This is a genomic window from Rhizomicrobium sp. (genome assembly GCA_037200385.1).
Taxonomy (GTDB): domain Bacteria; phylum Pseudomonadota; class Alphaproteobacteria; order Micropepsales; family Micropepsaceae; genus Rhizomicrobium.
In genome coordinates this window covers 2,174,843-2,200,309 of record JBBCGL010000001.1, presented here as the reverse complement: position 1 = coordinate 2,200,309, position 25,467 = coordinate 2,174,843, and the positions used below count along the sequence as shown (strand labels likewise).

Annotated in this window: 28 protein-coding genes and 1 other RNA gene; 16 read left to right on the top strand and 13 right to left on the bottom strand. The window is 67.0% G+C overall.

Going from position 1 to position 25,467, the window contains the following annotated elements:
* The 4 genes from WDM91_10460 (at position 1) to WDM91_10445 (ending at position 2,903) form a co-directional block, all read left to right on the top strand.
* The gene (locus WDM91_10460) at positions 1 to 771 is read left to right on the top strand and encodes an ATP-binding cassette domain-containing protein (protein MEI9995006.1); all 771 of its coding nucleotides are present in this window, start codon (positions 1 to 3) and stop codon (positions 769 to 771) included.
* Between the two features lie 22 nt (positions 772 to 793).
* Entirely contained in the window at positions 794 to 1,204 is a 411-nt protein-coding gene (locus WDM91_10455; protein ID MEI9995005.1) for a hypothetical protein, read from the top strand.
* A gap of 278 nt (positions 1,205 to 1,482) precedes the next feature.
* Complete coding sequence (locus WDM91_10450; GenBank protein ID MEI9995004.1) at positions 1,483 to 2,592, top strand: IS5 family transposase; 1,110 nt, start codon at positions 1,483 to 1,485, stop codon at positions 2,590 to 2,592.
* The gene (locus WDM91_10445; protein MEI9995003.1) at positions 2,589 to 2,903 is read left to right on the top strand and encodes a hypothetical protein; all 315 of its coding nucleotides are present in this window, start codon (positions 2,589 to 2,591) and stop codon (positions 2,901 to 2,903) included. Before WDM91_10450 ends, WDM91_10445 begins: the two co-directional genes overlap by 4 nt.
* Before the next feature lie 62 nt (positions 2,904 to 2,965).
* Here WDM91_10445 and WDM91_10440 read toward each other — a convergent pair whose 3' ends face one another.
* Positions 2,966 to 3,826 carry an SMP-30/gluconolactonase/LRE family protein gene (locus tag WDM91_10440; GenBank protein MEI9995002.1) on the bottom strand — a complete coding sequence of 287 codons (861 nt, stop codon included), beginning with the start codon at positions 3,824 to 3,826 and terminating at the stop codon, positions 2,966 to 2,968.
* A gap of 96 nt (positions 3,827 to 3,922) precedes the next feature.
* Here WDM91_10440 and ppa point away from each other — a divergent pair, with 96 nt between their 5' ends.
* Positions 3,923 to 4,477, top strand: a complete 555-nt coding sequence (gene ppa, locus WDM91_10435; GenBank protein MEI9995001.1) for an inorganic diphosphatase — start codon at positions 3,923 to 3,925, stop codon at positions 4,475 to 4,477.
* Between the two features lie 154 nt (positions 4,478 to 4,631).
* Positions 4,632 to 4,955, top strand: a complete 324-nt coding sequence (locus tag WDM91_10430) for an HU family DNA-binding protein (GenBank protein MEI9995000.1) — start codon at positions 4,632 to 4,634, stop codon at positions 4,953 to 4,955.
* 69 nt (positions 4,956 to 5,024) lie between these two features.
* Here the strand turns inward: WDM91_10430 and WDM91_10425 are convergent, their stop codons facing one another.
* The gene (locus WDM91_10425) at positions 5,025 to 7,334 is read right to left on the bottom strand and encodes a heavy metal translocating P-type ATPase (protein ID MEI9994999.1); all 2,310 of its coding nucleotides are present in this window, start codon (positions 7,332 to 7,334) and stop codon (positions 5,025 to 5,027) included.
* Entirely contained in the window at positions 7,324 to 7,623 is a 300-nt protein-coding gene (locus tag WDM91_10420; protein ID MEI9994998.1) for a metal-sensitive transcriptional regulator, read from the bottom strand. The genes WDM91_10425 and WDM91_10420 overlap by 11 nt, the downstream gene beginning before the upstream one ends.
* A 76-nt stretch (positions 7,624 to 7,699) precedes the next feature.
* Between WDM91_10420 and WDM91_10415 the strand changes: the two genes are divergently transcribed.
* The 4 genes from WDM91_10415 to WDM91_10400 all read left to right on the top strand — a co-directional run bounded on the left by WDM91_10415 (position 7,700) and on the right by WDM91_10400 (position 11,812).
* Positions 7,700 to 8,977, top strand: a complete 1,278-nt coding sequence (locus WDM91_10415) for a hypothetical protein (GenBank protein MEI9994997.1) — start codon at positions 7,700 to 7,702, stop codon at positions 8,975 to 8,977.
* 10 nt (positions 8,978 to 8,987) lie between these two features.
* Positions 8,988 to 10,148 carry an acyltransferase gene (locus WDM91_10410; protein ID MEI9994996.1) on the top strand — a complete coding sequence of 387 codons (1,161 nt, stop codon included), beginning with the start codon at positions 8,988 to 8,990 and terminating at the stop codon, positions 10,146 to 10,148.
* A gap of 96 nt (positions 10,149 to 10,244) precedes the next feature.
* On the top strand, positions 10,245 to 11,207 hold the full coding sequence (gene mdh, locus WDM91_10405; GenBank protein MEI9994995.1) for a malate dehydrogenase: 963 nt from the start codon (positions 10,245 to 10,247) through the stop codon (positions 11,205 to 11,207).
* Positions 11,208 to 11,284: 77 nt separating this feature from the next.
* Positions 11,285 to 11,812: a DUF2141 domain-containing protein gene (locus WDM91_10400; GenBank protein MEI9994994.1), complete on the top strand. Its 528-nt coding sequence runs from the start codon at positions 11,285 to 11,287 to the stop codon at positions 11,810 to 11,812.
* Positions 11,813 to 11,871: 59 nt separating this feature from the next.
* On the opposite strand, the gene WDM91_10395 is transcribed toward WDM91_10400, so the two are convergent.
* Entirely contained in the window at positions 11,872 to 12,150 is a 279-nt protein-coding gene (locus WDM91_10395) for a hypothetical protein (GenBank protein ID MEI9994993.1), read from the bottom strand.
* A 179-nt stretch (positions 12,151 to 12,329) separates the two neighbouring features.
* On the opposite strand from WDM91_10395, the gene WDM91_10390 reads away from it, so the two are divergent.
* The 3 genes from WDM91_10390 (at position 12,330) to WDM91_10380 (ending at position 15,470) form a co-directional block, all read left to right on the top strand.
* Positions 12,330 to 12,869, top strand: a complete 540-nt coding sequence (locus WDM91_10390; protein ID MEI9994992.1) for a GNAT family N-acetyltransferase — start codon at positions 12,330 to 12,332, stop codon at positions 12,867 to 12,869.
* Between the two features lie 34 nt (positions 12,870 to 12,903).
* A complete protein-coding gene (locus tag WDM91_10385; protein MEI9994991.1) occupies positions 12,904 to 14,148 on the top strand; it encodes an MFS transporter in 1,245 nt (414 codons plus the stop codon).
* A gap of 92 nt (positions 14,149 to 14,240) precedes the next feature.
* Positions 14,241 to 15,470 (top strand): MFS transporter, encoded by a 1,230-nt coding sequence (locus tag WDM91_10380; protein ID MEI9994990.1) that lies wholly within the window; start codon positions 14,241 to 14,243, stop codon positions 15,468 to 15,470.
* Here the strand turns inward: WDM91_10380 and WDM91_10375 are convergent.
* The 9 genes from WDM91_10375 to tkt all read right to left on the bottom strand — a co-directional run bounded on the left by WDM91_10375 (position 15,467) and on the right by tkt (position 24,316).
* Positions 15,467 to 16,462: a hypothetical protein gene (locus WDM91_10375; GenBank protein ID MEI9994989.1), complete on the bottom strand. Its 996-nt coding sequence runs from the start codon at positions 16,460 to 16,462 to the stop codon at positions 15,467 to 15,469. The two genes, WDM91_10380 and WDM91_10375, sit on opposite strands and share 4 nt — an antisense overlap.
* Positions 16,463 to 16,467: 5 nt before the next feature.
* Positions 16,468 to 17,277, bottom strand: coding sequence for an inositol monophosphatase family protein (locus WDM91_10370; protein ID MEI9994988.1), 810 nt, complete (start codon positions 17,275 to 17,277; stop codon positions 16,468 to 16,470).
* Positions 17,277 to 17,843, bottom strand: coding sequence for an elongation factor P (gene efp / locus WDM91_10365; GenBank protein ID MEI9994987.1), 567 nt, complete (start codon positions 17,841 to 17,843; stop codon positions 17,277 to 17,279). Before efp ends, WDM91_10370 begins: the two co-directional genes overlap by 1 nt.
* A gap of 94 nt (positions 17,844 to 17,937) precedes the next feature.
* A complete protein-coding gene (locus WDM91_10360) occupies positions 17,938 to 18,276 on the bottom strand; it encodes a hypothetical protein (protein MEI9994986.1) in 339 nt (112 codons plus the stop codon).
* Positions 18,277 to 18,301: 25 nt separating this feature from the next.
* Positions 18,302 to 18,919: a thiamine phosphate synthase gene (gene thiE / locus WDM91_10355; GenBank protein MEI9994985.1), complete on the bottom strand. Its 618-nt coding sequence runs from the start codon at positions 18,917 to 18,919 to the stop codon at positions 18,302 to 18,304.
* Complete coding sequence (locus tag WDM91_10350; protein MEI9994984.1) at positions 18,916 to 19,941, bottom strand: class I fructose-bisphosphate aldolase; 1,026 nt, start codon at positions 19,939 to 19,941, stop codon at positions 18,916 to 18,918. The genes thiE and WDM91_10350 overlap by 4 nt, the downstream gene beginning before the upstream one ends.
* A gap of 1 nt (position 19,942) precedes the next feature.
* Positions 19,943 to 21,142 carry a phosphoglycerate kinase gene (locus WDM91_10345; GenBank protein ID MEI9994983.1) on the bottom strand — a complete coding sequence of 400 codons (1,200 nt, stop codon included), beginning with the start codon at positions 21,140 to 21,142 and terminating at the stop codon, positions 19,943 to 19,945.
* A complete protein-coding gene (gene gap / locus WDM91_10340; GenBank protein ID MEI9994982.1) occupies positions 21,142 to 22,149 on the bottom strand; it encodes a type I glyceraldehyde-3-phosphate dehydrogenase in 1,008 nt (335 codons plus the stop codon). The genes WDM91_10345 and gap overlap by 1 nt, the downstream gene beginning before the upstream one ends.
* A gap of 163 nt (positions 22,150 to 22,312) precedes the next feature.
* Entirely contained in the window at positions 22,313 to 24,316 is a 2,004-nt protein-coding gene (gene tkt, locus WDM91_10335) for a transketolase (protein ID MEI9994981.1), read from the bottom strand.
* A 202-nt stretch (positions 24,317 to 24,518) separates the two neighbouring features.
* On the opposite strand from tkt, the gene WDM91_10330 reads away from it, so the two are divergent.
* The 3 genes from WDM91_10330 to ssrS all read left to right on the top strand — a co-directional run bounded on the left by WDM91_10330 (position 24,519) and on the right by ssrS (position 25,360).
* Complete coding sequence (locus tag WDM91_10330) at positions 24,519 to 24,782, top strand: DUF4164 family protein (GenBank protein MEI9994980.1); 264 nt, start codon at positions 24,519 to 24,521, stop codon at positions 24,780 to 24,782.
* Between the two features lie 9 nt (positions 24,783 to 24,791).
* Positions 24,792 to 25,151 (top strand): cell division protein ZapA, encoded by a 360-nt coding sequence (zapA, locus tag WDM91_10325; protein ID MEI9994979.1) that lies wholly within the window; start codon positions 24,792 to 24,794, stop codon positions 25,149 to 25,151.
* Between the two features lie 51 nt (positions 25,152 to 25,202).
* Positions 25,203 to 25,360, top strand: a non-coding RNA gene (gene ssrS / locus WDM91_10320) — 6S RNA.
* Positions 25,361 to 25,467 lie beyond the last annotated feature (107 nt).

The window sequence follows — 25,467 nt, the reverse complement described above, 5'->3', positions numbered from 1 at the left end:
ATGACGACACCCAAGATCGAGCTGCGCGGCGTCAAGAAGAGGTTCGGCTCCAAGGTCGTGCTCGACGGCATCGATCTCGTGGTCGATCCGGGCGAGTCGCTGGTGATCATCGGCGGCTCGGGCACCGGCAAGTCCGTCACGATCAAGAGCGTGCTCGGCATCCTGCATCCCGACGCCGGACAGATCTTCGTCGACGGCCAGGAGATCACCCATATGCGCGGCCGGGCGCGCGACAAGGTGCTGCTCAAGTTCGGCATGCTGTTCCAGGGCGCGGCGCTGTTCGACTCGCTGACGGTCTGGGAGAACGTGGCGTTCGGCCTGATCCAGGGCCGCGGCATGGGCCGCGCCAAGGCTAAGGACATCGCGATCGCCAAGCTCGCCAAGGTGGGTCTCGGCGCCGAGGTCGCGGCGCTCTCGCCGTCGGAGCTGTCCGGCGGCATGCAGAAGCGCGTCGGCCTCGCCCGCGCCATCGCGGCGGATCCGGAGATCATCTTCTTCGACGAGCCGACCACCGGCCTCGACCCGATCATGGCCGACGTGATCAACGAGCTGATCGTCGACACGGTGCGCGACGTCGGCGCCACGACGCTGTCGATCACCCACGACATGGTCAGCGCCCGCAAGATCGCCGACCGCATCGCGATGCTCTACAAGGGCAAGATCATCTGGCACGGCCCGGTGAAGGACATCGACAACAGCGGCAATCCCTATGTCGACCAGTTCATCCACGGCCGGGCGGAAGGCCCGATCAAGATGGAAGTGAAGGCATAGGCGCCATCGTGCTGAGACGTCGATGAAAATTTTGTGGGAGATAAGGTTCAAGTCGGATGCGTTTCTTCCAACGCTGCCTGAGGACAGCCAGGTCAATCCTGGAGTCTACGGCTTTGAGCTCGCGTTTTGGCTATCTCAGCGCCTCGCAGATGCTGGATTTTCGACCTGCTATCCGCAAGAAGAGGACTGGGGTTGGTTCGTCGACTCGTCACTGAACAATGCGGAAGTCATGGTCGGATGCAGAAGCACGTGCGGTGCAGGTGAAGGATTTTCTGGACAAGCGATTGGTTGGAGTATCTTCGTCAAACCCTATCGGACTTTCGCACAGTGGTTCCGACGCGAATCTCGCGAGACCGAAGTTCAGCGCTGTGCGGCCGCCATCATGGCTTCGCTTGCCGATAGGGGGATTCGTGTCGGGATCGGTTCCGCCTGACCGTGCCGCGTTGATTCCCCGCGAGAGCGGCCTCTGGATGCCACCATCCGACTATTTCATGCGGTCCCTTATCGTGGCATCGAAGTGCCATTCGAACAGGACGGGTGCGTGCCGTCCTCAACGCAGCCGCCTCGCAACTTGGCGGTGTTCGGCCAGCCACTCGAGAACGCAATACACTTTGCCGCGGACGCGTAAGCCCTAACAGGCTGTTGAAGAAGTCTCTGGCGGCGCGTTTGGGATCGTGATTCCCTTTGGGCGGGTCGGCCGAGGGATGGACGATGCGTGGAAGCGACGAGCGGTCCGGGGCGCTGTTCAGTTACGTGGATTTGGAGTCCCGGGTTCGCCATGACCATCCTCTGCGGGTGATCCGGGAAATTGCGAACGCGGCGTTGATGGATCTGTCGAAGGACTTCGACGAGCTCTACACGGACTTTGGCCGTCCCTCGATCGCGCCGGAGAAGCTGTTGCGGGCGACGCTGTTGCAGGCGTTCTACGGTGTGCGCTCGGAGCGGCTGCTGATGGAACGGATAGAGTTTGACCTTCTGTTCCGCTGGTTCGTCGGGCTTGGGGTGGATGATCCGGCATGGGACCACTCGGTGTTCTCGAAGAACCGGGATCGGCTGCTTCAAGGTGACATCGCGGCCAAGTTCCTGAACGCGATCCTGGCTCAGCCTCGAGTGAAGCGGCTTCTGTCGAGCGAGCACTTCTCGGTGGATGGGACGCTGATCGAGGCGTGGGCTTCGCTCAAGAGCTTCCGCAGGAAGGACGGCGCCGACAACGACCAGGATGGTCCGGGCCGCAACGCCGAGCGCAGCTTCCACAAGGAGAAACGCTCCAACGAGACCCATGAGAGCACGACCGATCCTGAGGCCAAGCTCTACAAGAAGGGCGATGGCCAGCCGGCCAAGCTCTGCTACATGGGGCATGCGCTGATGGAGAACCGCCACGGCCTGGCGGTCTTAGGCCAGGCGAGCCAAGCCAACGGCATGGCCGAACGGGACCAAGCGCTGACGCTGGTGGATCGCCATCGTCCCCGGCGACGACGGCGGATCACGCTAGGCGCCGACAAGGCCTATGACGTGGAGGCCTTCGTCGAGGCGCTTAGGGCGCGCGCGATCACGCCGCACGTCGCCATCGATGGGCATTTGAGCAAGACCGGCAAGCCGCGCAAGACGGCCATCGACAACCGGACGCTGCGCCATTGCGGTTATGCCGTGAGCCAAGTCTGCCGCAAGCGCATCGAAGAGGTGTTCGGTTGGATCAAGGCATCGGCCGGCTTGGCCAAGGTCAAGGTCCGTGGGCTGGCGCGTGTCAATGCCACCTTCGTCATGGCCTTGTCCGCCTACAACCTCATCCGCCTGCCCAAACTCCTGGCGGTGCCGGCATGACGCTGAAGGGCAAATGGCGCGTCGTCGAGACGCCGGGATATGACATGGCCGGGCCGGGCTCCTACATCCTGTTCGATAAGGATGGGGGCGAGTTCGCCCTGGATTGCCTCACCGGTTCCTTCCAGGGCGCCTGCGCAAGCGATGCCATCGAGTTCGAATGGTCAGGAAACGACGAAATGGACGAAGCTTCCGGCGAGGGATGGGCCGAGATCAAAACCGACGACTCCCTCGAAGGCGAAATCTCCCTCCAAAACGGCGACGACATCCCCTTCATCGCCCGTCGGCAAAAGACTTCTTCAACAGCCTGCTAGGCGTCCCTTGTCATCCCCTTTCTCTCGCAATGCTCGCGCGGGGATGACAGTGGCGCCCGCGGCTAAGCAGCGATGCTCACCCGCGCGATCTCCAGCATGCCGCTCACATTCCCCGCGCCGTGCGACTGCGACGTCGCGATGACGAGGCTGCGGCCGTCCACGCCACCCAGCGTGCAGGCGAACGCGTTCATCGAGGTCTCGACCCGTTCGAGGATCTCGCCCCCCTTGCCGACCCGCACGCATTCCGGCGCCAGCGCATTGGCGCACCAGATCGCGCCTTCGCTGTCGGCGCAGATCCCATCCGGCGCGAAAGGCGGCACCAGCGAAGCCCAGACCCGCCGGTTCGACAGCGTGCCATCTTCCGCCAGGTCGAACGCGGTGAGCCCCGGCAGAAAGGTCTCCGCCGCGATCAGCGTCTTGCCGCCGTCGACGATCGCCATGCCGTTGGGGAATTTCTGGTCGGGCGAGGCGATGGTGGCCTTGCCGTCCGGCGTCACGCGCAGGATCGGCGCGGTCGGGGGGCCGGGCGGCGTCCACAGCGCCGCCGGTCCATGCTCCGCGGCGAACGCGTCGAGATCGAACCCGAAGCAGCCGACGAGCGCATTGCCGCGAACATCCACCACCATGTCGTTGGCGTGGAACTTGGCGAACCCCTTGAGATCGGCGTGCTCCACGATCCTGCCGTCGGCTTCGCGCCGCATCACGCGCTGGCTGGTCATGGCGACGAACAGCAGCCGGCCGTCCGGCAGCCAGCCGAGCCCCGAGGGCTGGTCGTCGAATTCCACCTCCGCCCGCACCGTGCCATCCGGCGCGGCGCTCGATATGCGGTGGTTGAAGAAGTCGGAATACCAGAAGCGCCCCTGATGCCAACGCAGGCCTTCGCCGAATTTCAGCCCGGAAACGAACGGTTCCGCCCTGGTCATGTCTGCCTCCCGTTTTTCGGGACGCTGACCCGCGCGGGGGCCCGAGTCAACGTGCGCGGATTGTGTTACGACGCGCCGGCAAATACGGGGCTTCCCATGGACCTCAGCAAGATTCCCGCCGGCCGCAACCCCCCGCGCGACATCAATGTCCTGATCGAGATCCCGGCCGGCGGCGCGCCGGTGAAATACGAGATCGACAAGGCCTCGGGCGCGCTGTTCGTCGACCGCTTCCTGCACACCGCGATGTTCTATCCGGGCAATTACGGCTTCGTGCCGCAGACCCTGTCGGAGGACGGCGATCCGCTCGACGTGCTGGTGATCACGGCGGTGCCGGTGGCGTCGGGCGCGGTGATCCGCTGCCGCCCGGTCGGCGCGCTGATCATGACCGACCAGGCCGGTCCCGATGAGAAGATCATCGCCGTGCCGACCGACGACCTGCACCCCTTCCATACCGGCGTGCGGTCCTACAGGGACTTGCCGGAGATTCTGCTCAAGCAGATCGTGCACTTCTTCCAGCACTACAAGGACCTCGAGCCCGACAAATGGACCCGCATCGGCAATTGGGTCGGCCGCAAGGCGGCCGAAAAGCTGATCGCCGACGGTATCGCGCGCGCAAAGGCCAAGCCGGCGGCGCGCAAGAAACGCCCGTAAACCGGGCCTTTACCGCAACCTCCGAATCCGCCGGACGGCAAATCGCCGAAAAGGCCCGATTTATCGCTCTTTTCCATAGACACTGCGTGCGTTGCGTCTCGAAAGTGCAGTAAAATCGGGCATTCGTTTGATTCGCAACAAGGAGCAAAAACAAATGGCAGTAGCTGGATCTGGCGCCCCGAAGGCCGCCAAGGCCAAGGTCGACACGGTGAGCACCCGCCAGCTTGGCGCCGCGCTGGCCGAGAAGCATGAGCTGACCAACAAGGCCGCGCACGCGATCCTCGAGGACACGATCGGTCTGATCACCAAGCACCTGAAGAAGGGCGCCCGCATCCGTCTCAACGGTCTGGGCATCCTCGTGGTGCGCAAGCGCGCCGCCCGCATGGGCCGCAACCCGGCGACGGGCGAGGCGATCAAGATCAAGGCGTCCAAGAAGGTCGCCTTCCGCGCCGCCAAGGAGCTGAAGGAAGCGATCTAATCCGCTTTCTGCGTCTTGAAGTCGAAGCCGGGCCGGTGCCAAAGCATCCGCCCGGCTTTTTCTTTGTCCTCAAAGCGTCTGCCAGCGCAGGCGCAGCGCATTGCCGATCACCGAGACCGAACTCAGGCTCATCGCCGCCGCCGCGATCACCGGGCTGAGCAGCAGCCCGAACACCGGATACAGGGCGCCCGCCGCGATCGGAATCCCGATCACATTATAGATGAACGCCAGGACCAGGTTCTGCCGGATGTTGCGCATCGTCGCGCGGCTCAGCTTGCGGGCCCGCGCGATGCCCGCGAGGTCGCCCTTCACCAGCGTGACGCCGGCGCTTTCCATCGCCACATCGGTACCGGTGCCCATCGCGACGCCGATATCGGCCGCCGCCAAAGCCGGCGCATCGTTTACCCCGTCGCCGGCCATCGCCACCACACGGCCTTCGGCCCGCAACCGCCGCACCACGGCATTCTTGCCGTCCGGCAATATGCCGGCCTCCACCTCCGCGATGCCGAGTTTCGCCGCCACCGCCTGCGCCGTCGTCGGATTGTCGCCGGTGAGCATCACGATGCGGATGCCGTCCGCGCGAAGCTGCGCCAGCGCCGCCGGCGTCGTCGCCTTGATCGGATCGGCGATGGCGAGCACCGCCGCGGCCTTGCCGTCGACACCCACGAACATCGCGGTCGCGCCGTCCTGCCGAAGAGCCTCCGCGCGTGCCGCGAGCGGCCCGCTGTCGACGCCCGCATCCGTCAAGAGCTGTGCCGTCCCGACCAGCACGCGGCGTCCGCCGACGACTCCGCCGATCCCCTTGCCGGCGACCGATTGGAAATCCTCCGCATCGAACCGCGCCGCGCCGCGCGCGTCCGCCGCCGCCACGATCGCGGTGCCCAGCGGATGCTCGCTCGATCGCTCCAGCGCCGCGGCCAGCGCCAGCACCTCGCCGTCGTCGAAGCCTTCCGCCGCCACGACGGCGATGACGCGCGGCCGTCCTTCGGTCAGCGTCCCGGTCTTGTCGACCACCAGCGTGTCGACCTTCTCGAAACGCTCCAGCGCCTGCGCGTCCTTGATCAGCACGCCGGCGCCCGCGCCCTTGCCGACGCCGACCATGATCGACATCGGCGTCGCGAGGCCCAGCGCGCAGGGGCAGGCGATGATGACCACCGACACCGCGGCCACGATGGCGTTCGACAGCGCGGGCGCGGGGCCTGCGAAAAACCAGGCCGAGAACGCGACGACCGCCACGGCGATCACCGCCGGCACGAACCACGCCGAGACCTGGTCCGCGAGGCGCTGGATCGGCGCGCGGCTGCGTTGCGCCTCCGAGACCATCGCCACGATGCGTGCCAGCACCGTGTCGGCGCCGATCTTCTCGGCCCGCATCACGAGGGCTCCACCGCCATTGACCGTGCCGCCGATCAACTTGGCCCCGGCGGTCTTCTCCACCGGCAGGGACTCGCCGGTCACCATGGACTCATCGACCGCGCTGGCGCCTTCCAGCACCGCGCCGTCCACCGGCACGCGCTCGCCCGGCCGCACGCGCAACCGGTCGCCGACCTGTACCTCTTCGAGCGCAACATCCTGCTCGCTGCCATCCGCCGCGAGACGCCGGGCACGCGGCGGTGCGAGGTGGAGCAGGGCGCGGATCGCACCGCTGGTCCCTGCGCGGGCTCGCAGCTCCAGCACCTGGCCGAGCAGCACCAGCACGGTGATGACCGCAGCCGCCTCGAAATAGGCCGGCACCATGCCGTCCATCTTGAGCGCGGGCGGGAAGATCTGCGGTGCCAGCGTCGCGACCACGCTATAGCCGTATGCCGCCCCGATCCCCAGCGCGATCAGGGTGAACATGTTGAGCGAACGGTTCGCCAACGATTGCCAGCCGCGCAGGAAGAACGGCCATCCCGCCCACAACACCACGGGCGTGCTCAGCGCGAACTGGATCCAGGTGGAGAGGCGCGCGGCCCGGGCATCGGGCATGCCGAACAGATGACCGCCCATTTCGAGCAGGAACACCGGCAACGCCAATGCCAGCGCGATCCAGAAACGCCGCGTCATGTCGCGCAACTCGGGATCGGGTCCGCTTTGCGCCGTCACGACCAGCGGCTCCAGCGCCATGCCGCAGATCGGGCAATGCCCCGGTCCCTTGTGGCGGATCTGCGGATGCATCGGGCAGGTATAGATCGCCTCCGACGCGGCGGGCGAAGATGCGTGCGCCGCCGCCGGCGTCTTACGGACATAGACGTCGGGCGCCGCCTCGAACTTGGCGCGACAGGCGGCGCTGCAGAAGTAGTGGGTCTCGCCGTTCCATACGACGCTATGCTTGGCGGTCGCCGGATCGACGGTCATGCCGCAGACCGGGTCGCGCACGACCGGGGTGTCATCTTCCATAGCGGCTGAACAGCTCCACCAATTCGTTGAATTTCTCGGTCTGGTCCTCGGCGTCGCCGCTGGCGATCGCCGCCGCGACGCAATGCGACGCATGGTTTTTCAGGATCTCCTCCTCGACCCGCTTCAGCGCGGCCTTGATCGCCTGCATCTGCGTGAGGATATCGATGCAATAGCGGTCCTCTTCCACCATGCGCGCGATTCCGCGCACCTGTCCTTCGATCCGGGCGAGGCGCGCGGCCAGCTGCGGCGCCAAGTGCGGATCGTGTTTCGCCGTCTTCTTCTTCGTCATCTTGCATACCCCATAGGGGTATATTATAGGTGCGCCCGTTCCGGCGCAAGCCGGCTAAAGCGTGAAGGAGCGTTCGATGCGTCGCGTTGTCCTCGGCCTGATGTTCACCCTGATACCGGCTGCGGCGATTGCGCAGGATCAATCGGGCATGGGCGACATGCCGGGCATGAGCGGGATGCCGGGCATGGACATGCCGGCGATGGCGACCACGGGCCTGCTGGGCCCCTATCCGATGTCGCGCGACGCCTCCGGCACGAGCTGGCAGCCCGATGCCGCGCCGCATGGCGGCATCCATGTCATGGACGGCAACTGGATGTTCATGCTGCATGCCAGCCTTGCCGCCGTCTATGACAGCCAGAGCGGCCCGCGGGGCGACGACAAGACCTTCTTCGCCGGCATGGTGATGGGCATGGCGCGGCGCGATTTTGCCAATGGCGACACGCTCGACCTGCGCGCCATGCTGAGCCCGGATCCGCTGATGGGGCGCAGCGGCTATCCGCTCCTGCTCGCCAGCGGCGAGACCGCCGACGGTACGACGCCGCTGGTCGACCGCCAGCATCCGCACGATCTGCTGATGGAGCTCTCGGCCTCCTATAGCCACCGGCTCGCCGACGACAGCAGCGCCTTCCTCTATGTCGGCTATCCGGGCGAGCCGGCGCTGGGCCCGACCGCCTTCATGCATCGCGCGTCGGGCGAAGACATCCCGCTGGCGCCGATCGCGCATCATTGGCTTGACTCCACCCACATCACCTTCGGCGTCGTGACTGCCGGTTTGGTGCGCGATGCCTGGAAGCTCGAAGTGTCGCAATTCACCGGCCGCGAGCCGGACCAGTTCCGCTTCGACTTCGATTCCGCCCGGTTCGACAGCACCTCGGTGCGGCTCAGCTGGAATCCCGATCCCAACTGGTCGCTGCAAGCGTCCTGGGGCTTCCTGAAGAGTCCCGAACAGCTCGAACCCACCGTCAACGAGACCCGCTATACCGCCAGCGCCTCCTATTTCCTGCCGCTGGGCGGGGACGGCTCGGTCGCCGCCACATTGGCGTTCGGCCGCAAGCAGCTCACGGGCGGTATCGGCGAGAACGGTTTCCTCGCCGAAGCCGAATACAAGCCGGCGGACGCCTGGACGGTCTTCGCCCGCGCCGAATCGATCGACAGCGAGGAACTGTTCGCCAGCCCTGGCCTGAAGACCGCGGGCGAGGTGACGCTGGGGGCGATCCATGATTGGCGGATCGCCGAGCATTGGAAGCTGGGTCTCGGCGGCCTCTACAGTTTCGACATCGTGCCGTCGGACCTTCCCAGCTATGGCGGAGCGCCGCATGGTGCCGCGGTTTTCGTGCGGGTGATTGTGGAGTAGCGTTGCCGCCATGTCGGGGGCAGCACATGCGACGGCGCGGTTCCGCGCCTTGGACGGTTGGCGCGGGATCTGCGCTCTTGTCGTCGCGCTGCATCATCTGGAATTGTGGTGCTTTCTGTTCTGGCAGCCGCTGGTTCGCGAAGCATGGCTGTTCGTCGACTTCTTCTTCGTGCTCTCGGGCTTCGTGCTGGCCCATACTTATGGCGACAAGCTCCGCGACGCTGCCGGCATAAGATCGTTCGTGCTTCGCCGCTTCGGGCGCCTGTGGCCGCTGCACGCCGCCGTGCTGCTGGCCCTGATCGGGCTCGAATGCGTGCGTTTGGCGATGATGCACCATCTCCACGGCGTCGCGGCGCGGCCGGCCTTCACCGGCCCCAATTCGGTGTTCGCGATCTTCACCAACCTCGCGCTGGTGCAGGCGCTGGGTCTGCACGACGCCCTGACCTGGAACGGCCCGTCCTGGTCGATCAGCACCGAATTCTACACCTATCTGGTGTTCGCCTTGATCTGCGCCGTCGCGCCGTCGCGCGGCCTGCGCGTCGTCCTGGCCGCCGCGGCGGCGCTCCTGGGCGCGGGCGTGCTGGCGCGCTATTCGCCGCTCGGCATGGAAGAGACGGTGCGCTGGGGCGAGTGGCGCTGCCTGTTCGGCTTCTTCACTGGCGTGCTCGCCTATGAAGTGTGGCGGCGCGGCTGGCTTGGCCGTCTTCGCGGCAGTCTGGCGGAATTCGCGGTCGTCGCCCTCGTGGTCGCCTTCATCACCTTCGAGGGCCGCAACGGCGCCGTCGTCTACCTCGCCCCGCCGCTCTTCGCGCTGGCCGTCCTGGTCTTCGCGGCGGAGGGCGGCGTGCTGTCGGCCGCGCTGACCACTCGGCCGGCCGCCGCGCTGGGCCGCTGGTCCTATTCGATCTACATGGTCCACACACTGGTGCTGGCGCTGCTGTTCTCCGGCCTCAGCGTTTTGGACGCGCGCCTGCACCGGGATTGGGTCGTGCATCACGGCGGCGGGCTCGTCATCGACATGGGCAGCGAAGCGGCGAACAATCTGGCGATGCTCGCCTATCTGGCGGCGGTGGTGGCGCTCGCGGCCTTCACCTGGCGCGTGATCGAACGTCCCGGCCAGGCGCTGTTCAAGGGCTGGGGTGGCGCGAAAAGGCCCGAAATACCCGCTTAAATTCCGTGATGGCGCGCGCCGTTTTGCTTCCTTGCCCCCGCTCCCGCCGCGCGCTACTTACCGGCCCGGCAAATCCCCCGGAAAGGACGCTTCATCATGGCCCGCAAGAAAATCGCGCTCATCGGCGGCGGACAAATCGGCGGCACGCTCGCCCATCTCGTGGGCCTGAAGGAGCTCGGCGACGTCGTCCTGTTCGACATCATGGAAGGTCTGCCGCAGGGCAAGGCGCTCGACCTCGCGCAGTCCGGTCCGGTCGAAGGTTTCGATGCCCGGCTCAAGGGCACCAATGATTATGCCGACATCAAGGGCGCCGACGTGGTGATCGTCACCGCGGGCGTGCCGCGCAAGCCGGGCATGAGCCGCGACGACCTGCTCGGGATCAACCTCAAGGTCATGGCCGCGGTCGGCGAAGGCATCAAGACCAACGCACCGAACGCCTTCGTGGTCTGCATCACCAATCCGCTCGACGCCATGGTCTGGGCGTTGCGCCAGTTCTCCGGCCTGCCGCACACCATGGTCGTCGGCATGGCCGGCGTGCTCGACAGCGCCCGCTTCCGCCACTTCCTCGCCGAGGAGATGAATGTCTCGGTCGAGGACGTCTCGGCCTTCGTGCTGGGCGGCCATGGCGACACGATGGTGCCGATGCCGCGCTTCTCGACCGTCGCGGGCATTTCGCTGCCCGAGCTCGTGAAGATGGGCTGGATCAGCCAGGAGCGTCTCGACGCCATCACCCAGCGCACCCGCGACGGCGGCGCCGAGATCGTCGGCCTGCTCAAGACCGGCTCGGCCTATTACGCGCCCGCCACCTCGGCGATCGCGATGGCGGAGAGCTATCTGAAGGACAAGAAGCGCGTCCTGCCCTGCGCCGCCTATGTCAACGGCCCCTATGGCATCAAGGACCTCTATGTCGGCGTCCCGGCCGTGATCGGCGAGAAGGGGATCGAGCGCCTGGTGGAGCTGGAACTGACCGGCCCCGAAAAGGACCAGCTCGCCAAGTCGGCCGAATCCGTGAAGGGGCTGATCGACGCCTGCAAGAAACTGGACCCCCGGCTCGCCTGACGCGTTAAGCATCGTGGCGATCGGTCTACGCCTGGGCCGATCCGTGCCGTATCCTCATGGCCGGCCGCAAGCCGGCCATGACGTTTTGTGTCCTCTTCGAAGTGGCAAAGCGGATGTTTCCGTCGGACAAGGTCAGCTGGACTCGCCGCACGCTTTGCGCCGGCCTGTTCGCGCTCATCCTGCTGCCCCATCCCGGCTCCGCTGCCGGCGGCAACGCGACCGGGCCGAAGAGCGTATCGCCGCTCGCCATGTTGACGATCCATGTCCTCAAGGTCTCGCCGCGCGGCGGCGATGTCCGTGTGGCGCTCTACAACAGCCAGACCTATGCGCTCGACAATGCCGACCCCGTCGCCGATGCCGTCGTCCCGGCCCATCCTGGCGAGACCGTCGTGACGCTCGCCGGCGTCAAGCCGGGGATCTATGCCGTGAAGCTGTTCCAGGATTTCAACCGCAACGGCCAGTTCGACATGAGCTGGATCGGCCTGCCGCTCGAGAAATACGGCTTCTCCAACGACGCGCGTCCGACCTTCAGCGAGCCGCCGTTCGAGGCCACCAGGTTCGAATTGCGCCCCGGTACGAACGCGATCGCCATCCATCTGCAATAGCGGCAAAGAAAAACTCCGCGGTGTCGCCACCGCGGAGTTCTTGTTGAACGGCGTGCGCTTCAGAAGCGGATCCAGATGCCCGGCGCCCAGTCCCAGTGGTCGTGGTTCCACTTCCACGAGCCGGTGCGCCACTTGTAATGGCCATGCGGCTGGGGCGGCCGGCGTTCGCTGCGCTGCGGCGGGCGGCGATTGTGGTCGTGGAAGGCATCCTGATGTCCCCCCATCATCATGCCGCCGCCATGCGGTGCGGCCGCTGCCGGCACGGGCAGCGCCAGCGGCGCCGCGAGGGTGAGCGCCGCGAACAGCGCGCCCGCCAATTTCGTCGATCTGATCGTCATGGTCGTCTCCTTGAAATCAGAGCCCAGTCCAGGCCCAAACGAGATATCGGGGCTGTCCCGCGGTTTTCTCAAGCATGAAACGCTGGCAACATCGTTTCGTTTTCGCGATCTTTGTCCCGAACTGTCGCAGTCCCCTGCGCCCGCGAAGAATGCGACTGCGATGAATGGAGGATGAACCGATGATCCCTTGCCTCGAGACCGGACGGCTGATCCTGCGCGAATGGCGTCGGGACGATTTCGAGGCGCTGGCGCGGTTCCACGCCGATCCGGAAACGATGAAATTCCTCGGCGGCGCGATGGAACGCGGCGATGCCTGGCGCAGCCTCGCCGGCGCCATCGGGCATTGGCACCTGCGCGGCTATGGCAGCTGGGCGGTGACGCGCAAGGCGGACGGCGTGCTGGTCGGCCGGGTTGGCCTGATCAATCCCGAAGGCTGGCCGGGTCTCGAAGTCGGCTGGACGCTCGGGCGGCCCTATTGGGGGCAGGGCTATGCCAGCGAGGCGGCGGCCGCGGCGCTCTCCTATGCATTCCTGACCCAGCCGGTCGCGCGCATGATCTCCTGCATTGATCCCGACAATGTCGCATCCCAGGCCGTCGCCCGCCGCATCGGCGAGAGCAAGGGGGAATTCCGGCAGCTGCGCATCTCCGGCAAGGACCATCCGGTCGACATCTGGAGCATCACGCGCGACGAATGGCAGCGGCGGGCTGCCGGCGCTTGACGCGCTGCGGCCAATCGCGCTCCTTGAGACACTCATGACGGACGCCGCCCCGCCGCCGGTCTATCGCGACCGCGATTTCTACGCCTTCGCCTCCTCCCGCTTCGTCGCGACCGTCGCGATGCAGGTGCAGTCGGTGGCGATCGGCTGGCAGATCTACAGCATCACCAAATCGACCTTCGCGCTGGGCCTCGTCGGACTCTGCCAGTTCGCGCCGATGTTTCTGCTCACCCTGCCGGCAGGCGACATCTCCGACCGCCTCGACCAGCGCCGCATCCTGAGCATCACCCAGGCCGTCCAGGCGCTGTGCAGCGGCCTCTTTCTTCTGCTCTCCTTCCTCGCGCCGCATACGGCGTGGCCCTATTACGGCGTCCTCGTGCTGTTCGGCGCGGCGCGGGGCTTCTACGGGCCTTCGTCGCAGTCGCTGCTGCCCTTCCTCGTGCCGCCCGACAAGCTGCCGCGATCCATCGCGCTCAGCTCCTCCGTATTCACCACGGCGGTGATCGCCGGTCCGGCCTTGGGCGGGTTTCTCTATGCGCTCGGGCCGCACGTGACCTATGGCCTGTGCGTCGCGCTGATGTTCTGCGCCTCGGCGCTCACCGCGTCGCTCGGCGGCCGACGGCGGCCCGCGCATGTCGACACCGGCGCGTCGCGCCTGGAGCGTGTCGCCGAGGGGGTGCGCTTCGTGCGGCATCGCCCGGTCGTGCTCGGCGCCATCTCGCTGGATCTTTTCGCCGTGCTGCTCGGCGGGGCGACGGCGCTCCTGCCGGTCTTCGCGAGCGACATCCTGCGGACCGGGCCCATCGGGCTCGGCGTGCTGCGCAGCGGTCCGGCGGTCGGCGCGGCGGCGATGGCGTTCAGCCTCGCGCGCTGGCCGATCCAGCGGCGCACCGGCATCATCATGTTCGGTGCGGTGGCGGTGTTCGGCCTCGCCACCATCGTGTTCGGCTTGTCGCACAGCTTCTATGTTTCGCTGGCCGCGCTGTTCGTCCTCGGCGCCTCCGACATGATCAGCGTCTTCATCCGCTCGGCGCTCGTCCAGTATGCGACGCCGGACGAGATGCGCGGCCGGGTCAGTGCGGTGAACATGCTGTTCATCGGCGCCTCCAACGAGCTTGGCGAGTTCGAATCCGGCATCACCGCCGGCTGGTTCGGCACCGTTCCCGCGGTGGTGATCGGCGGCCTGGGCACGCTGGCTGTCGTCGCCGCCTGGATGGGTTTCTTCCCGCCCCTGCGGAAGATCGACCGCCTCGCCGATGCGGCCGGCGCGCCGACGAACTGACGGGTTGCGGCGCGCCCCGCGGTTGGCGACACTGTGCCTCAAGCCATCCGATCCCGTGCACGTCGCGCCTCGGCAACGACCAGGAAACACCCATGCTATCCGGTGCATTCAAAGGCTGGACCTCGACGCAGAAGCACGTCGTGGCGGCGAGCTATCTGGGCTGGACGCTGGATGCCTTCGACTTCTTCCTGATGGTCTTCGTCATCAAGGACGTGGCGCATGAGTTCGGCGCCGGCAAGGAAGACATCGCCTGGGCGACGGCGCTCACCCTGGCGCTGCGGCCGCTGGGCGCCTTCCTGTTCGGCCGGCTCGCCGACCGCTTCGGCCGGCGCCCCGTGCTGATGGCCGACGTCGCGATCTACTCGGTGCTGGGATTCGCGACCGCGTTCTCGCCGAACCTGGTCGTCTTCCTCGTCATCCGCGCCCTGTTCGGCATCGCGATGGGCGGCGAATGGGGCACCGGCGCCTCGCTCACCATGGAGACGGTCAATCCGCAGGCCCGCGGCTTCGTCTCGGGCCTGCTGCAGTCGGGCTATCCCACCGGCTATCTGCTGGCCGCCATCGTCTACCGCAATTTCTACGACGTCCTGCATTGGCGCGGCATGTTCATGGTCGGGATCGTCCCGGCGCTGCTGATCCTCTACATCCGCCGCAACGTGCCCGAATCGCCCGGCTGGTCGCGTGAGCAGGCGCGGACCGGCACGGTCCTCGGCGTCCTCAAGACCCATTGGCAGCTGGCGCTCTACGCCATCGTGCTGATGACGGCGTTCAACTTCTTCAGCCACGGCACCCAGGACGCCTATCCGACCTTCCTGCAGGTGCAGCACAAATTCGACACCCACACGACCGGCAATATCGCGATCCTCTACAATATCGGCGCGATCCTCGGCGGCTGGACCTTCGGCATCTGGAGTCAGTCCTTCGGGCGCCGCGGCACCATCGTGGTCGCGGCTCTGCTCGCCATTCCGGTCGCCTGGCTCTGGGCTTACGCGCAGACCGCGGCGATGCTGGCCTTCGGCGCCTTCCTGATGCAGTTCTTCGTGCAGGGCGCCTGGGGCGTGATCCCGGCGCATCTCAACGAATTGTCGCCCGCCGCGGCCCGCGGCACCTTCCCCGGCACGGTCTATCAGCTCGGCAATTTCATCGCTTCGTACAATCTGGTGCTGCAGACCAAGATCGCGACCGCGCGGGGCGAGAATTACTCGCTGGCGCTGTTCGGCGTCGCGGTCTGTGCAGCGGTGGTGATCGCGGCGCTGACCGCCTTCGGTCCCGAGGCGCGCGAGGTGCAGATGACGCCGGAGGCGAACCCGCCGGCGCCTTAGGCCCGGACGAACACGTCGACGCGGTCGGCCGGTCCACCGTCGTCGGCGCCGGCCATGGCACGCACGTCGATCTTCTCCGACGGCACGCCGTCCTCGATCAGCAATTCGCGGATCACCAGCGCCCGCTTGATCGAGAGGCGGCGCGAATCGGGCGACTTGTCGCCCCGCGGCCCGGCATAGGCTTCGAGCTGCACCTTCGAGGCGCCGCCCGCCAGTGCCTGGTTCAGCGTCGTCGCAAGCGCGTGGATCGCGTTCACGTCCGCCATCGCCGGGCTGCTGGCGCCGGCCGCGAAGGGGATGACGCTCTGCCTGCGCAGGCCCGCCTGGACGCCCGCCGGCGGCGAGGTGTTGGCCGGCGCCGGCGCCGCGCTGGCGATGCGCCGGGGCGTGGGAGCCGGCGGCGGCGCGCTGGCGCGGCGGATGGGCGCCGGCTTCGGCGCGGTGACCGTCGGATCGTTGGGCGAGAACAGCCGGGCGGCGCTGTCTTCCGGCAGCGCTTCGGGACCCGCCGTCGGCGCGGGCGTCGCCGCCGGTTCGGGGGCAGGCGGCGCGGCGCGCCTGGCGGGCTTGGGAGGCGCCGTAGCGGCAACCCGCCTGGGAGGCGGCGCCGTCGGCGTCGCGGGCGTCATGTCCGGCGACATTTCGAGCGTGTCCGGCGTTGCAGGGGCCGTTGTCGCGGCGATCGCCGCCGGCGCCTTCACGCGCCGCGCGACCCGGCGATGCTTCACCGGCAGGTGCAGGTGGATGACGCCGCCCGCGCGCTCGCCGGGTTGCAGCAGATGCGGCACATGCCGGCCATACTTGCCGCCGGGATAGAGCAGGTAGCCGCTGCCGCCGATCGCGCCGGGGTTCACGGTCACCTCTTCGCCCGGATACACCTGCGCCAGCGCCGGCGTGGCGCCGAGCAGCAGGAGGAACGTCGCCGCCGCGCAAATCTGCTTCATGTGCCGCTTCAGCCCGATCATGCGGGCGACCATACTGGGCCAGCCCATGCGTCTCAACTCTTGGCCGCCTTGCCCGCGTCTTTCAAAAGCTTCAGGACCGGCTGATGCAGGTGCTCGTTGGTCGCCAGGATGGTGCCGCCATGCAGCGCGTCCGCGCCGCCGCCAAGGTCGGTGACCACGCCGCCGGCCTCGCGCACCAGCAGGATCCCCGCCGCCACGTCCCAGGAATTCAGCCCGCGCTCCCAATAGCCGTCGAATCGACCGGCCGCGACATAGGCGAGGTCCAGGCTCGCCGCGCCGAAGCGCCGCACGCCGGCCACCGCGCCCATCGCCGCGCCCAGCTCGGCGCTGAACAGCTCGTGTCCCGGACGCCCGAGGAACGGGATGCCGGTCGCCAGCACCACCTCGTTGAGCTTCTTGCGCGCCGCAACGCGCAAGCGCTTGTCGTTGAGATAGGCGCCGCCGCCCTTCTCCGCGACATACATCTCGTCGGTCACCGGGTTGTAGATCACCCCCGACACCAATTGCCCGTCGCGCTCCAATCCGATGGAGATCGCGAAATGCGGGATGCCGTGCAGGAAGTTCGTCGTGCCGTCGATCGGATCGATGATGAAGCGATGGCTCTTGTCCGGCCCGTCGATCGCGCCCGCCTCCTCGGTGAGGAAGCAATAGCCCTGCCGCGCTTTCTGCAATTCCTCGACGAGCTGGTTCTCGGTCCGTTTGTCGGCGGTCGAGACGAAATCCGCCGGGCCCTTCATCGAGACCTGGAGGTTCTCGATCTCGCCGAAATCGCGGATCAGCCGCCGTCCCGCCTTGCGGGCCGCGGCGATCATCACATTCAGGGCCGGGGAGAGATAGGGCATTACTCCGCCCGCCGGACGTAGGAGCCGTCTTCGGTCGAGACCACGATCTTCGTGCCCGCCTCGACGAAGGGCGGCACCTGGATCGCCATCCCGTTCTCGAGCTTGGCGCCCTTGTAGGACGGTGCCGCCGTGCCGCCGCGCAGCACCGGATCGGCCTCGACGACTTCGAGCGTCACCTGCTGCGGCAGCTTGATGGAGATCGGCTTGCCCTCGTAGAGCTGCAGCATCACCTTCATCCCGTCCGCGAGGAATTGCGCCTGGTCGCCGACCCAGTCGGCCTGCAGCTCGATCTGGTCGTAGGTCTCGATGTCCATGAAGGTCAGCATGTCGCCGGTGGCGTAGAGGAAGTTGAAGTCCTTCTTGTCGAGATAGATCTCGTCGACCGTCTCGTCGGAGCGGAAGCGCTGGTTGAGCTTGGTGCCCTGGATGATGTGCTTCAGCTCGACCTGGTTGTAGGCGCCGCCCTTGCCGGGCTTGACCTTCTGCGTCTTGACCGCGACCCACAGCCCGCCGTCGAACTCGATCAGCGTGCCGGGAGAGATTTCGTTGCCGGTGATCTTGGCCATGAGCGCGGAACGCCTCCTTAGGCGCGGTTTGTCGGTTCGAACTGAGAAAGAGCGCGCGGGTGATAGCAGAGCGGCGGCGCCACTTCCACCCTCCTCACGAGGCGGCGCCGTCCTCCGCCTCGACCTGGTAGGCGAACACCCGGCCGCGCGACACCGGGTCCCAGCCCGCCGCCATGGCCTGGCGGATGCCGGCCTCGACGATCTGCGGCGAAATCCGCTCCTTTTCCTGGTGCGCGAAACGGTACTTGCGCTTGGGAAAGGGAAACTCCAGCACCAGCTCGCGGAACACCTTGCGGCCCTCGGCCCGCACCGAGAACGCCATGCCCTTGTAGCCGTCGCTCGAGGTGTATTGCGCCTCGCGCAGCAGCGTCCAGCACAGCAGGTGCCCGTCGATCTCCACCGTCGCCCCGGCGGAGCGCTTGCGCGCCTTCATGAAGCCTCTTCCAAGATCGCGGCGCCTAGAACAGCGCGTTGAACGCCGCGACCGCCGCGGCCGGGCCGTCCGGGTAATCCCACACGCCGGAGGACACGGCAAGGAAATCCGCCCCCGCCGCGACCAGCGGCGGCGCGTTCTGCACGGTGATCCCGCCGATCGCGACCTGCGGCACCACCATCAAATCCGCCCACCAGCGCAGTGTTTCGATCTCAGCCCGCGCCTTGGGTTCCTTGGTCGTAGTCGGGAAGAAGGCGCCGAACGCGACATAGTCCGCCCCGGCCTCGGCCGCTTCCATCGCGAGATGCCGCGAGTCGTGGCAGGTGACGCCGACGACGGCATCCTTGCCGACGATCAGCCGCGCCTCGCCATAGGACGCATCCTCCTGCCCTACATGCACCCCGTCGCAGCGCATCTCGCGCGCGAGGTCGGGCCGGTCGTTGAGGATGAACGCGACGTCGGCGCGCTGCACGATCGGCATCAGGATCTCGACGGCGCGCCGGATCGCGTCGTCGGAAACGTCTTTCAGCCGCAGCTGCAGCGACGCGACATCGCCGGCACCGAGCGTCCGCCTGAGCGTCTCCGCAAAGCGCGTCGCCTCAAGCGCGGGCGGCGTGATCAGATAGAGGCGGCAGTCGCTCACGCCGCCTTCTTCTCTGCGTCCTTGCTCCACTTGCCGAGCGCGGCGAGGGAGTTCATGTGCGCGCGGTGCAGGAAGGCCGCCTGGGCCGCGGCGACATTCTCCGTCTTGCCGCTCCAGGCCTTCTGCGGCGCCGCCTGCAGGGCGCGGCCGTAGGAGAAGGTCAGCGACCAGGGCAGGTCGTGGCGCGCGTTCATCGCCGACAGATGCGCGGTGGCATCCTCGTCGGACTGGCCGCCCGAGAGGAACGCGACGCCCGGCACCGCGGTCGGCACGCAGCGCTTGAGGACCTGCACCGTGCGGTCCGCGACTTCCTCGACGCTGACCTGCTTGGGCGATTTCATGCCCGGCACGACCATGTTCGGCTTCAGCACGATGCCTTCGAGCGCGACGTTGGCGTAGTAGAGCTGCTGGAACACGTCCTTCAGCACCCACTCCGTCACCGCGGCGCAGGTGTCGATGTCGTTGTCGTAGTCCATCAGCACTTCGGGCTCGACGATCGGCACGATGCCGTTCTCCTGCGCCAGCGCCGCATAGCGGGCCAGCGCCTGGGCGTTCGCGTTGATGCTGTTGTAGGAGACCTTGGTCGGGTCGTAGGTCGCGCGCCATTTGGCGAAGCGGGCACCGAGCTTGTGATACTCCACGAACCGCTCGCGCAGGCCGTCCAGCCCTTCGGTCACCGTCTGGCCGGGATCGAGCGCCATCGGCTTGGCGCCGGCATCGACCTTGATGCCCGGCACCGCGCCCGACGCCGCGATCAGAGACACTAGCGAGGTGCCGTCGGCCGCCTTCTGCCGGATCGTCTCGTCGAACAGGATCACGCCGCCGATATAGTTCTTCATCGCCGCGTCGGTGCGGAACAGAAGTTCGCGATAGTCGCGGCGGTTCGTCTCGACGTTCTCGACGCCGATTTTGTCGAAGCGCTTCTTGATCGTGGATGTGCTCTCATCCGCCGCCAGGATGCCCTTGCCGTTGCCGGTCATCTTGTGCGCGATGGCGTTCAATTCTGCGATATCGATTGTCATGTCACTCCCCACGAGCCGTCAGCGCCGCGACGCCCGGCAATTCCTGTCCCTCGAGCCACTCCAGGAACGCGCCCCCCGCCGTCGAGACATAAGTGAACGCGTCCGCCACGCCCGCATGATTGAGCGCCGCCACCGTGTCGCCGCCGCCCGCCACCGAGAGCAGCCGCCCCGCCTGCGTCGCCGCGGCGACCAGCTTCGCCGCCGCCACGGTTCCCGCGTCGAACGGCTCGGTCTCGAAGGCGCCGAACGGTCCGTTCCACACCAGCGTCCGGGTATTTAGCAGCCGCCGCCCGAACGCCTCAATGCTCTTGGCGCCGACGTCGAGGATCATCTCGTCCGCCCCGACGGCACCGACATCGACCGTGCGGTGCGCCGCATGGCTCTTGAACTCTTTCGCCACCACGGCGTCGACGGGCAGCAGGATCGCCGCGCCGCTCTCCGTCGCCAGATGCACGACCCGGCGGGCGGTCTCCAGATGGTCGCGCTCGACCAGCGACTTGCCGACCTCGATGCCCTCGGCGGCGAGGAAGGTGTTCGCCATGGCGCCGCCGATCACCAAAGTCTCGACCCGCTTCACCAGGTTCTCCAGCAGCGCGATCTTGGTCGAGACCTTGGCGCCGCCGATCACCGCCATCACCGGCCGCTCGGGATCGCCCAGCGCCTTGTCGAGATGCCTGAGCTCCGCTTCCATCGAGCGTCCCGCCGCATTGGGCAGCAGATGCGCGAGGCCTTCCGTCGTGGCATGCGCGCGATGCGCCGCCGAAAACGCGTCGTTGACGTAGATCTCGCCCAGCGCCGCGACCTGTCTGGCGAAGGCGGGATCGTTGGCCTCCTCGCCCGCATGGAAGCGCGTGTTCTCGAGCAGCAGGACGTCGCCGTCCGCGAGCTTTTCCACGGCGGCCTGCGCCACGGTGCCGACGCAGTCGTCCGAGAAGGCGACCGGCTTGCCCAAGGCCTTCGCCAGCGCCGCCGCGACGGGACGCAGCGACATCGACGGTACGACCTTGCCCTTGGGCCGGTCGAAATGCGACAGCACGACCACGCGCGCGCCCTTGGACGCCAGCTCGCGGATCGTCGGCGCCTGGCGCGCGATGCGGACTGCATCGGTGACGGCGCCATCCTTCATCGGCACGTTGAGATCGGCGCGCACCAGCACGCGCTTGCCGCGAACCGCGAGATCGTCGAGCGTCCGAAAGGCCATTAAATCAGCTTGCCCATCGCGACGGCCGTGTCCGCCATGCGGTTGGAGAAGCCCCATTCGTTGTCGTACCAGCTCATCACGCTGACGAAGTCGCCGTCCATCACCTTGGTCTGGTCCAGCGCGAAGGACGACGAGGCCGGGTTGTGGTTGAAGTCGCTCGAGACCAGCGGCGCCTCGACGATGTCGAGGATGCCCTTGAGCGGCCCGGCCGCGGCGGCCTTGATCGCGCTGTTGATCTCCTCGACCGTGGTCGCGCGCTTGGCGATGAATTTCAGGTCGACCAGCGAGACGTTCGGCGTGGGCACGCGCACCGACACGCCGTCGAGCCGTCCCTTGAGCTCCGGCAGCACCAGTCCGACGGCCTTCGCCGCGCCGGTGGAGGTCGGGATCATCGACAGCGCCGCGGCGCGGCCGCGATAGAGGTCCTTGTGCATCGTGTCGAGCGTCGGCTGGTCGCCGGTGTAGGAATGCACCGTCGTCATCATGCCTTTCTCGATGCCGACCGCGTCATGCAGCACCTTGGCCACCGGCACCAGGCAGTTCGTCGTGCACGATGCGTTGGAGACGATCAGGTGTTCCTTGGTCAGCTTGTCGTGGTTCACGCCATAGACCACCGTGAGATCCACGCCGTCGCCCGGGGCGGAGATCAGCACGCGCTTGGCGCCGGCCTCCAGATGCGCCGCTGCCTTGTCCCTGGCGGTGAACAGGCCGGTGCATTCCAGCGCGATGTCGACATCCAGCGCCTTGTGCGGCAGCTCGGCCGGGCTGCGGATCGCGGTCACCTTGATCTTGTGGCCCGCGGCGATGATGTGATCGCCGTCGACCGTCACGCTCGCCGGGAAGCGGCCGTGCACCGAGTCGTAGCGCAGCAGATGCGCATTGGTCTCGACCGGCCCCAGATCGTTGACCGCCACGACTTCGATGTCGCGCCGCCCGCTCTCCACGATGGCGCGCAGCACCAGCCGCCCGATGCGGCCGAAACCGTTGATTGCGACGCGAACTGCCATTTGCATTACCTCCAAGAATTCACCTCCCCCACCGGGGGAGGTCGAAAAAGCTTCGCGCGCGAGCGCGAAGGTTTTTCGGGTGGGGCAGCCATGCGCGACGGCCCCACCCGAAACGCCTTCGGCGTTTCGACCTCCCCGCGCGGCGGGGAGGTGAAACCTGAAATCAACCCTTCGCCTTCAACGCCTCTTTGGCCGCATCCGCGGCGGCCTCGGGCGTGATGCCGAAATGCTTGTACACATCTTTATAGGGTCCGCTGGCGCCGAAGCCATGCATTCCGACAAAACGGCCATGCACCCCGGTAAAGCGGCCCCAGCCCTGGCGGACGCCGGCCTCGATCGCGACCTGCACCGTGCCCGGCCCCAGCACCTGCGTACGGTACGCCGCAGGCTGTTCGTCGAACAGGCTCCAGCACGGCATCGAGACGACGCGTGCCGCGATGCCCTCCGCCTTCAGCAATTCGCGCGCCTGCATGGCGAGGCTCACCTCCGAGCCCGTCGCGATGAAGGTCACCTTCGCGTCGGCCGCACCGGCGATCTCATACGCGCCCTTGGCGGTCATGTTGGTCTCGATGTGTTCGGTGCGCAGCGTCGGCACGTCCTGGCGCGAGAAGGCGAGCAGGGTCGGTCCGTTCGGCCGCGCCAGCGCCAGCTCCCAGGCCTCCACCGTCTCGACCGCGTCGGCGGGGCGGATGACGTTGAGATGCGGGATGGCGCGCAACGCCGCCAGGTGCTCGACCGGCTGGTGCGTCGGGCCGTCTTCGCCGACGCCGATGGAATCGTGGGTCATCACGAACACCACACGGATGCCCATCAGCGACGCCAGTCGGATCGACGGACGGCAGTAATCGGAGAACACAAGGAACGTTCCGCCATAGGGGATGATCCCGCCATGCAGCGCCATGCCGTTCATCGCCGCCGCCATGCCGTGCTCGCGGATGCCGTAATGGACATAGCGCCCGTCGAAATGATCCGGCTTGATCTCGGTGATGTTCTTGGTCTTGGTGTTGTTGGACGGCGTCAGATCCGCCGAGCCGCCGACCGTCGTCGGCAGGATACCGTTGACGACTTCCAGCACCTTCTCCGAGGTGCGCCGCGTGCCGGCGTTCGGCTTTTCCTCCGACAGCGTCTGCTTCAGTTGCTGCAGCGCCGCCGGCAGCGACACCGGGATCGCGCCGGACATCGCGGCGTGGAAATCTTCCTTCTTCGCATTCGCTTCGGCCCGCTTGAGCCAGGCCGCGCGTGCTTCGGCGCCCTGGCCGCCAAGCTTGCGCCAGTCGTCGAGCACGCCGTCTTCCAGCGCGAAGGCTTCGCCCGGCAGGCCGAGCGCCTTCTTCGCGCCCGCGATCTCTTCGGCGCCCGGCGCGTCGCTGTGCGCCTTCTGGGTGCCGGCGCGCGTCGGGAAGCCGAAGCCGATGACCGTCTTGCAGGCGATCAGCACCGGCTTCTCGGATTCCTGCGCGTCGTGCAGCGCGCGGTAGACCTCCTGCGCGGAATGGCCGTCGCACACCGTGGTCTGCCAGCCGGCGGCCTCGAAGCGCTCGATCATGTTGCCCGTCTCCGACAGGGACAGCGCGCCGTCGATCGTGATGTTGTTGTTGTCCCACAGCACGACGAGGTTCTTGAGCTTCAGATGCCCCGCAAGATGGATCGCCTCATGGCTGATGCCCTCCATCAGGTCGCCGTCCGAGGCGATGACATAGGTCTTGTGGTTGACCATGTCGTCGCCGAACCGCGCGTTCAGGATGCGCTCCGCCAGCGCCATGCCCACCGAATTCGCGATGCCCTGGCCGAGCGGGCCCGTGGTCGTCTCGATGCCGGGGATGTGGCCGTATTCCGGATGTCCGGCGCAGGGACTGTCGATCTGGCGGAAGCGCTTGATGTTGTCGAGCGTGATCCCCGGATAGCCCGTCAGCCAGAGCAGCGAGTAGAGCAGCATCGAGCCGTGTCCGGCCGACAGCACGAAGCGGTCGCGATCCGGCCAGTGCGGATCGGCCGGATCGAATTTGAGGAAATGCCCGAAGAGAACGGTGGCCACGTCGGCCATGCCCATCGGCAGGCCGGGATGGCCCGACTTCGCCTGCTCGACCGCGTCCATCGCAAGTCCGCGGATCGCGTTGGCGAGGCGGCGGATCTCGGCTTGCTCCGGCGGAGCGATCTTGGAATCCATCGATGTTATCTCCGCGCGGGGAACTGCCCTTAGCGACCGGGCGCGCACCCCGTCAAGGGCGCGCGATGACGCCGTCCGGCCGCATCCGAGGGGATAATTTTCCACGGTCCAAACAGCTCCCGCGGAACTTCCGTCTTTTCCGCGTTGCCCGCACCAGCTAAGGGGCCTAGGGTCCGACGGAATCGCGAGAAATGAGGCGCGCATGAGCAGGCTGGATATCGCCGTACAGCGCTTCGATGCCGTGCTCACGGCGCTCGAAACCCAGGCGGCCGCGCTTCCCGGCCTGCGGGCCGCCGCCGCCGATGCCCGTGCCAAGGTCGCCGAGCTGACGGAGGAGCGCGAGCGCCTGCTGGCGCGCATCGCCGAGCTGGAGGAAGAGAACCGCGCCCTGGCCGGCGCGACAGAGGAAGTCGAAGGCCGTCTCGACGGCGCGATCTCCGAGATCCGCTCCGCCCTCGGCCGCTAGGAGGCACGCATGCCGCTCGTCAACGTCATGGTCAACAGCCGTGCCTACACCATCGCCTGCGACGATGGCGAGGAAGCGCATCTGCGCGACCTCGCGGCGCATGTCGACCACAAGGTGAAGGAGCTGCTGGGTTCGGTCGGCCAGGTCGGCGACCAGCGCCTGCTGCTGATGGCGGCGCTTCTGATCGCCGACGAGCATCATGAAGTCGCGGCTCAACTCCACCTGCGCGAGAAGGAACTCGGCGCGCTGAGCGGCACGCATGAGGATGTGAGCGGCAAGCTGGCGCAATCCGAAGGCGCCGCCGCCGACGCCTTCGAGGCCGCGACGGCACGGCTGGAAGAGCTCTCGGCGCAGATCGGCCACGCCTGATCCGCTCCCGCCATTTCAATCGGCCCTCCCACGTCCTATATTAAGGGCGGACGGATACTGCCCCGCGCGTCAGGTTAGCGATGCCCAGGGGCCTTAATGGTACTCACCGGGAGCTGTCCCTGGCCAGGATCGTGGTCCTGATCATATGGCGCCCACCTGCACATGCAGGCCCGTGAGGATCCAAACACCAACGGCGATGGCGGTTCCGTCCGCTTGTTTGCGTGGTGCATGAAACGATAACGATGTCATGGCCCGCGAATGCGGGCCACCCAGTTGGATCTGCACTGAGAATAAAGGTTCGCGAGATCGTATCGCG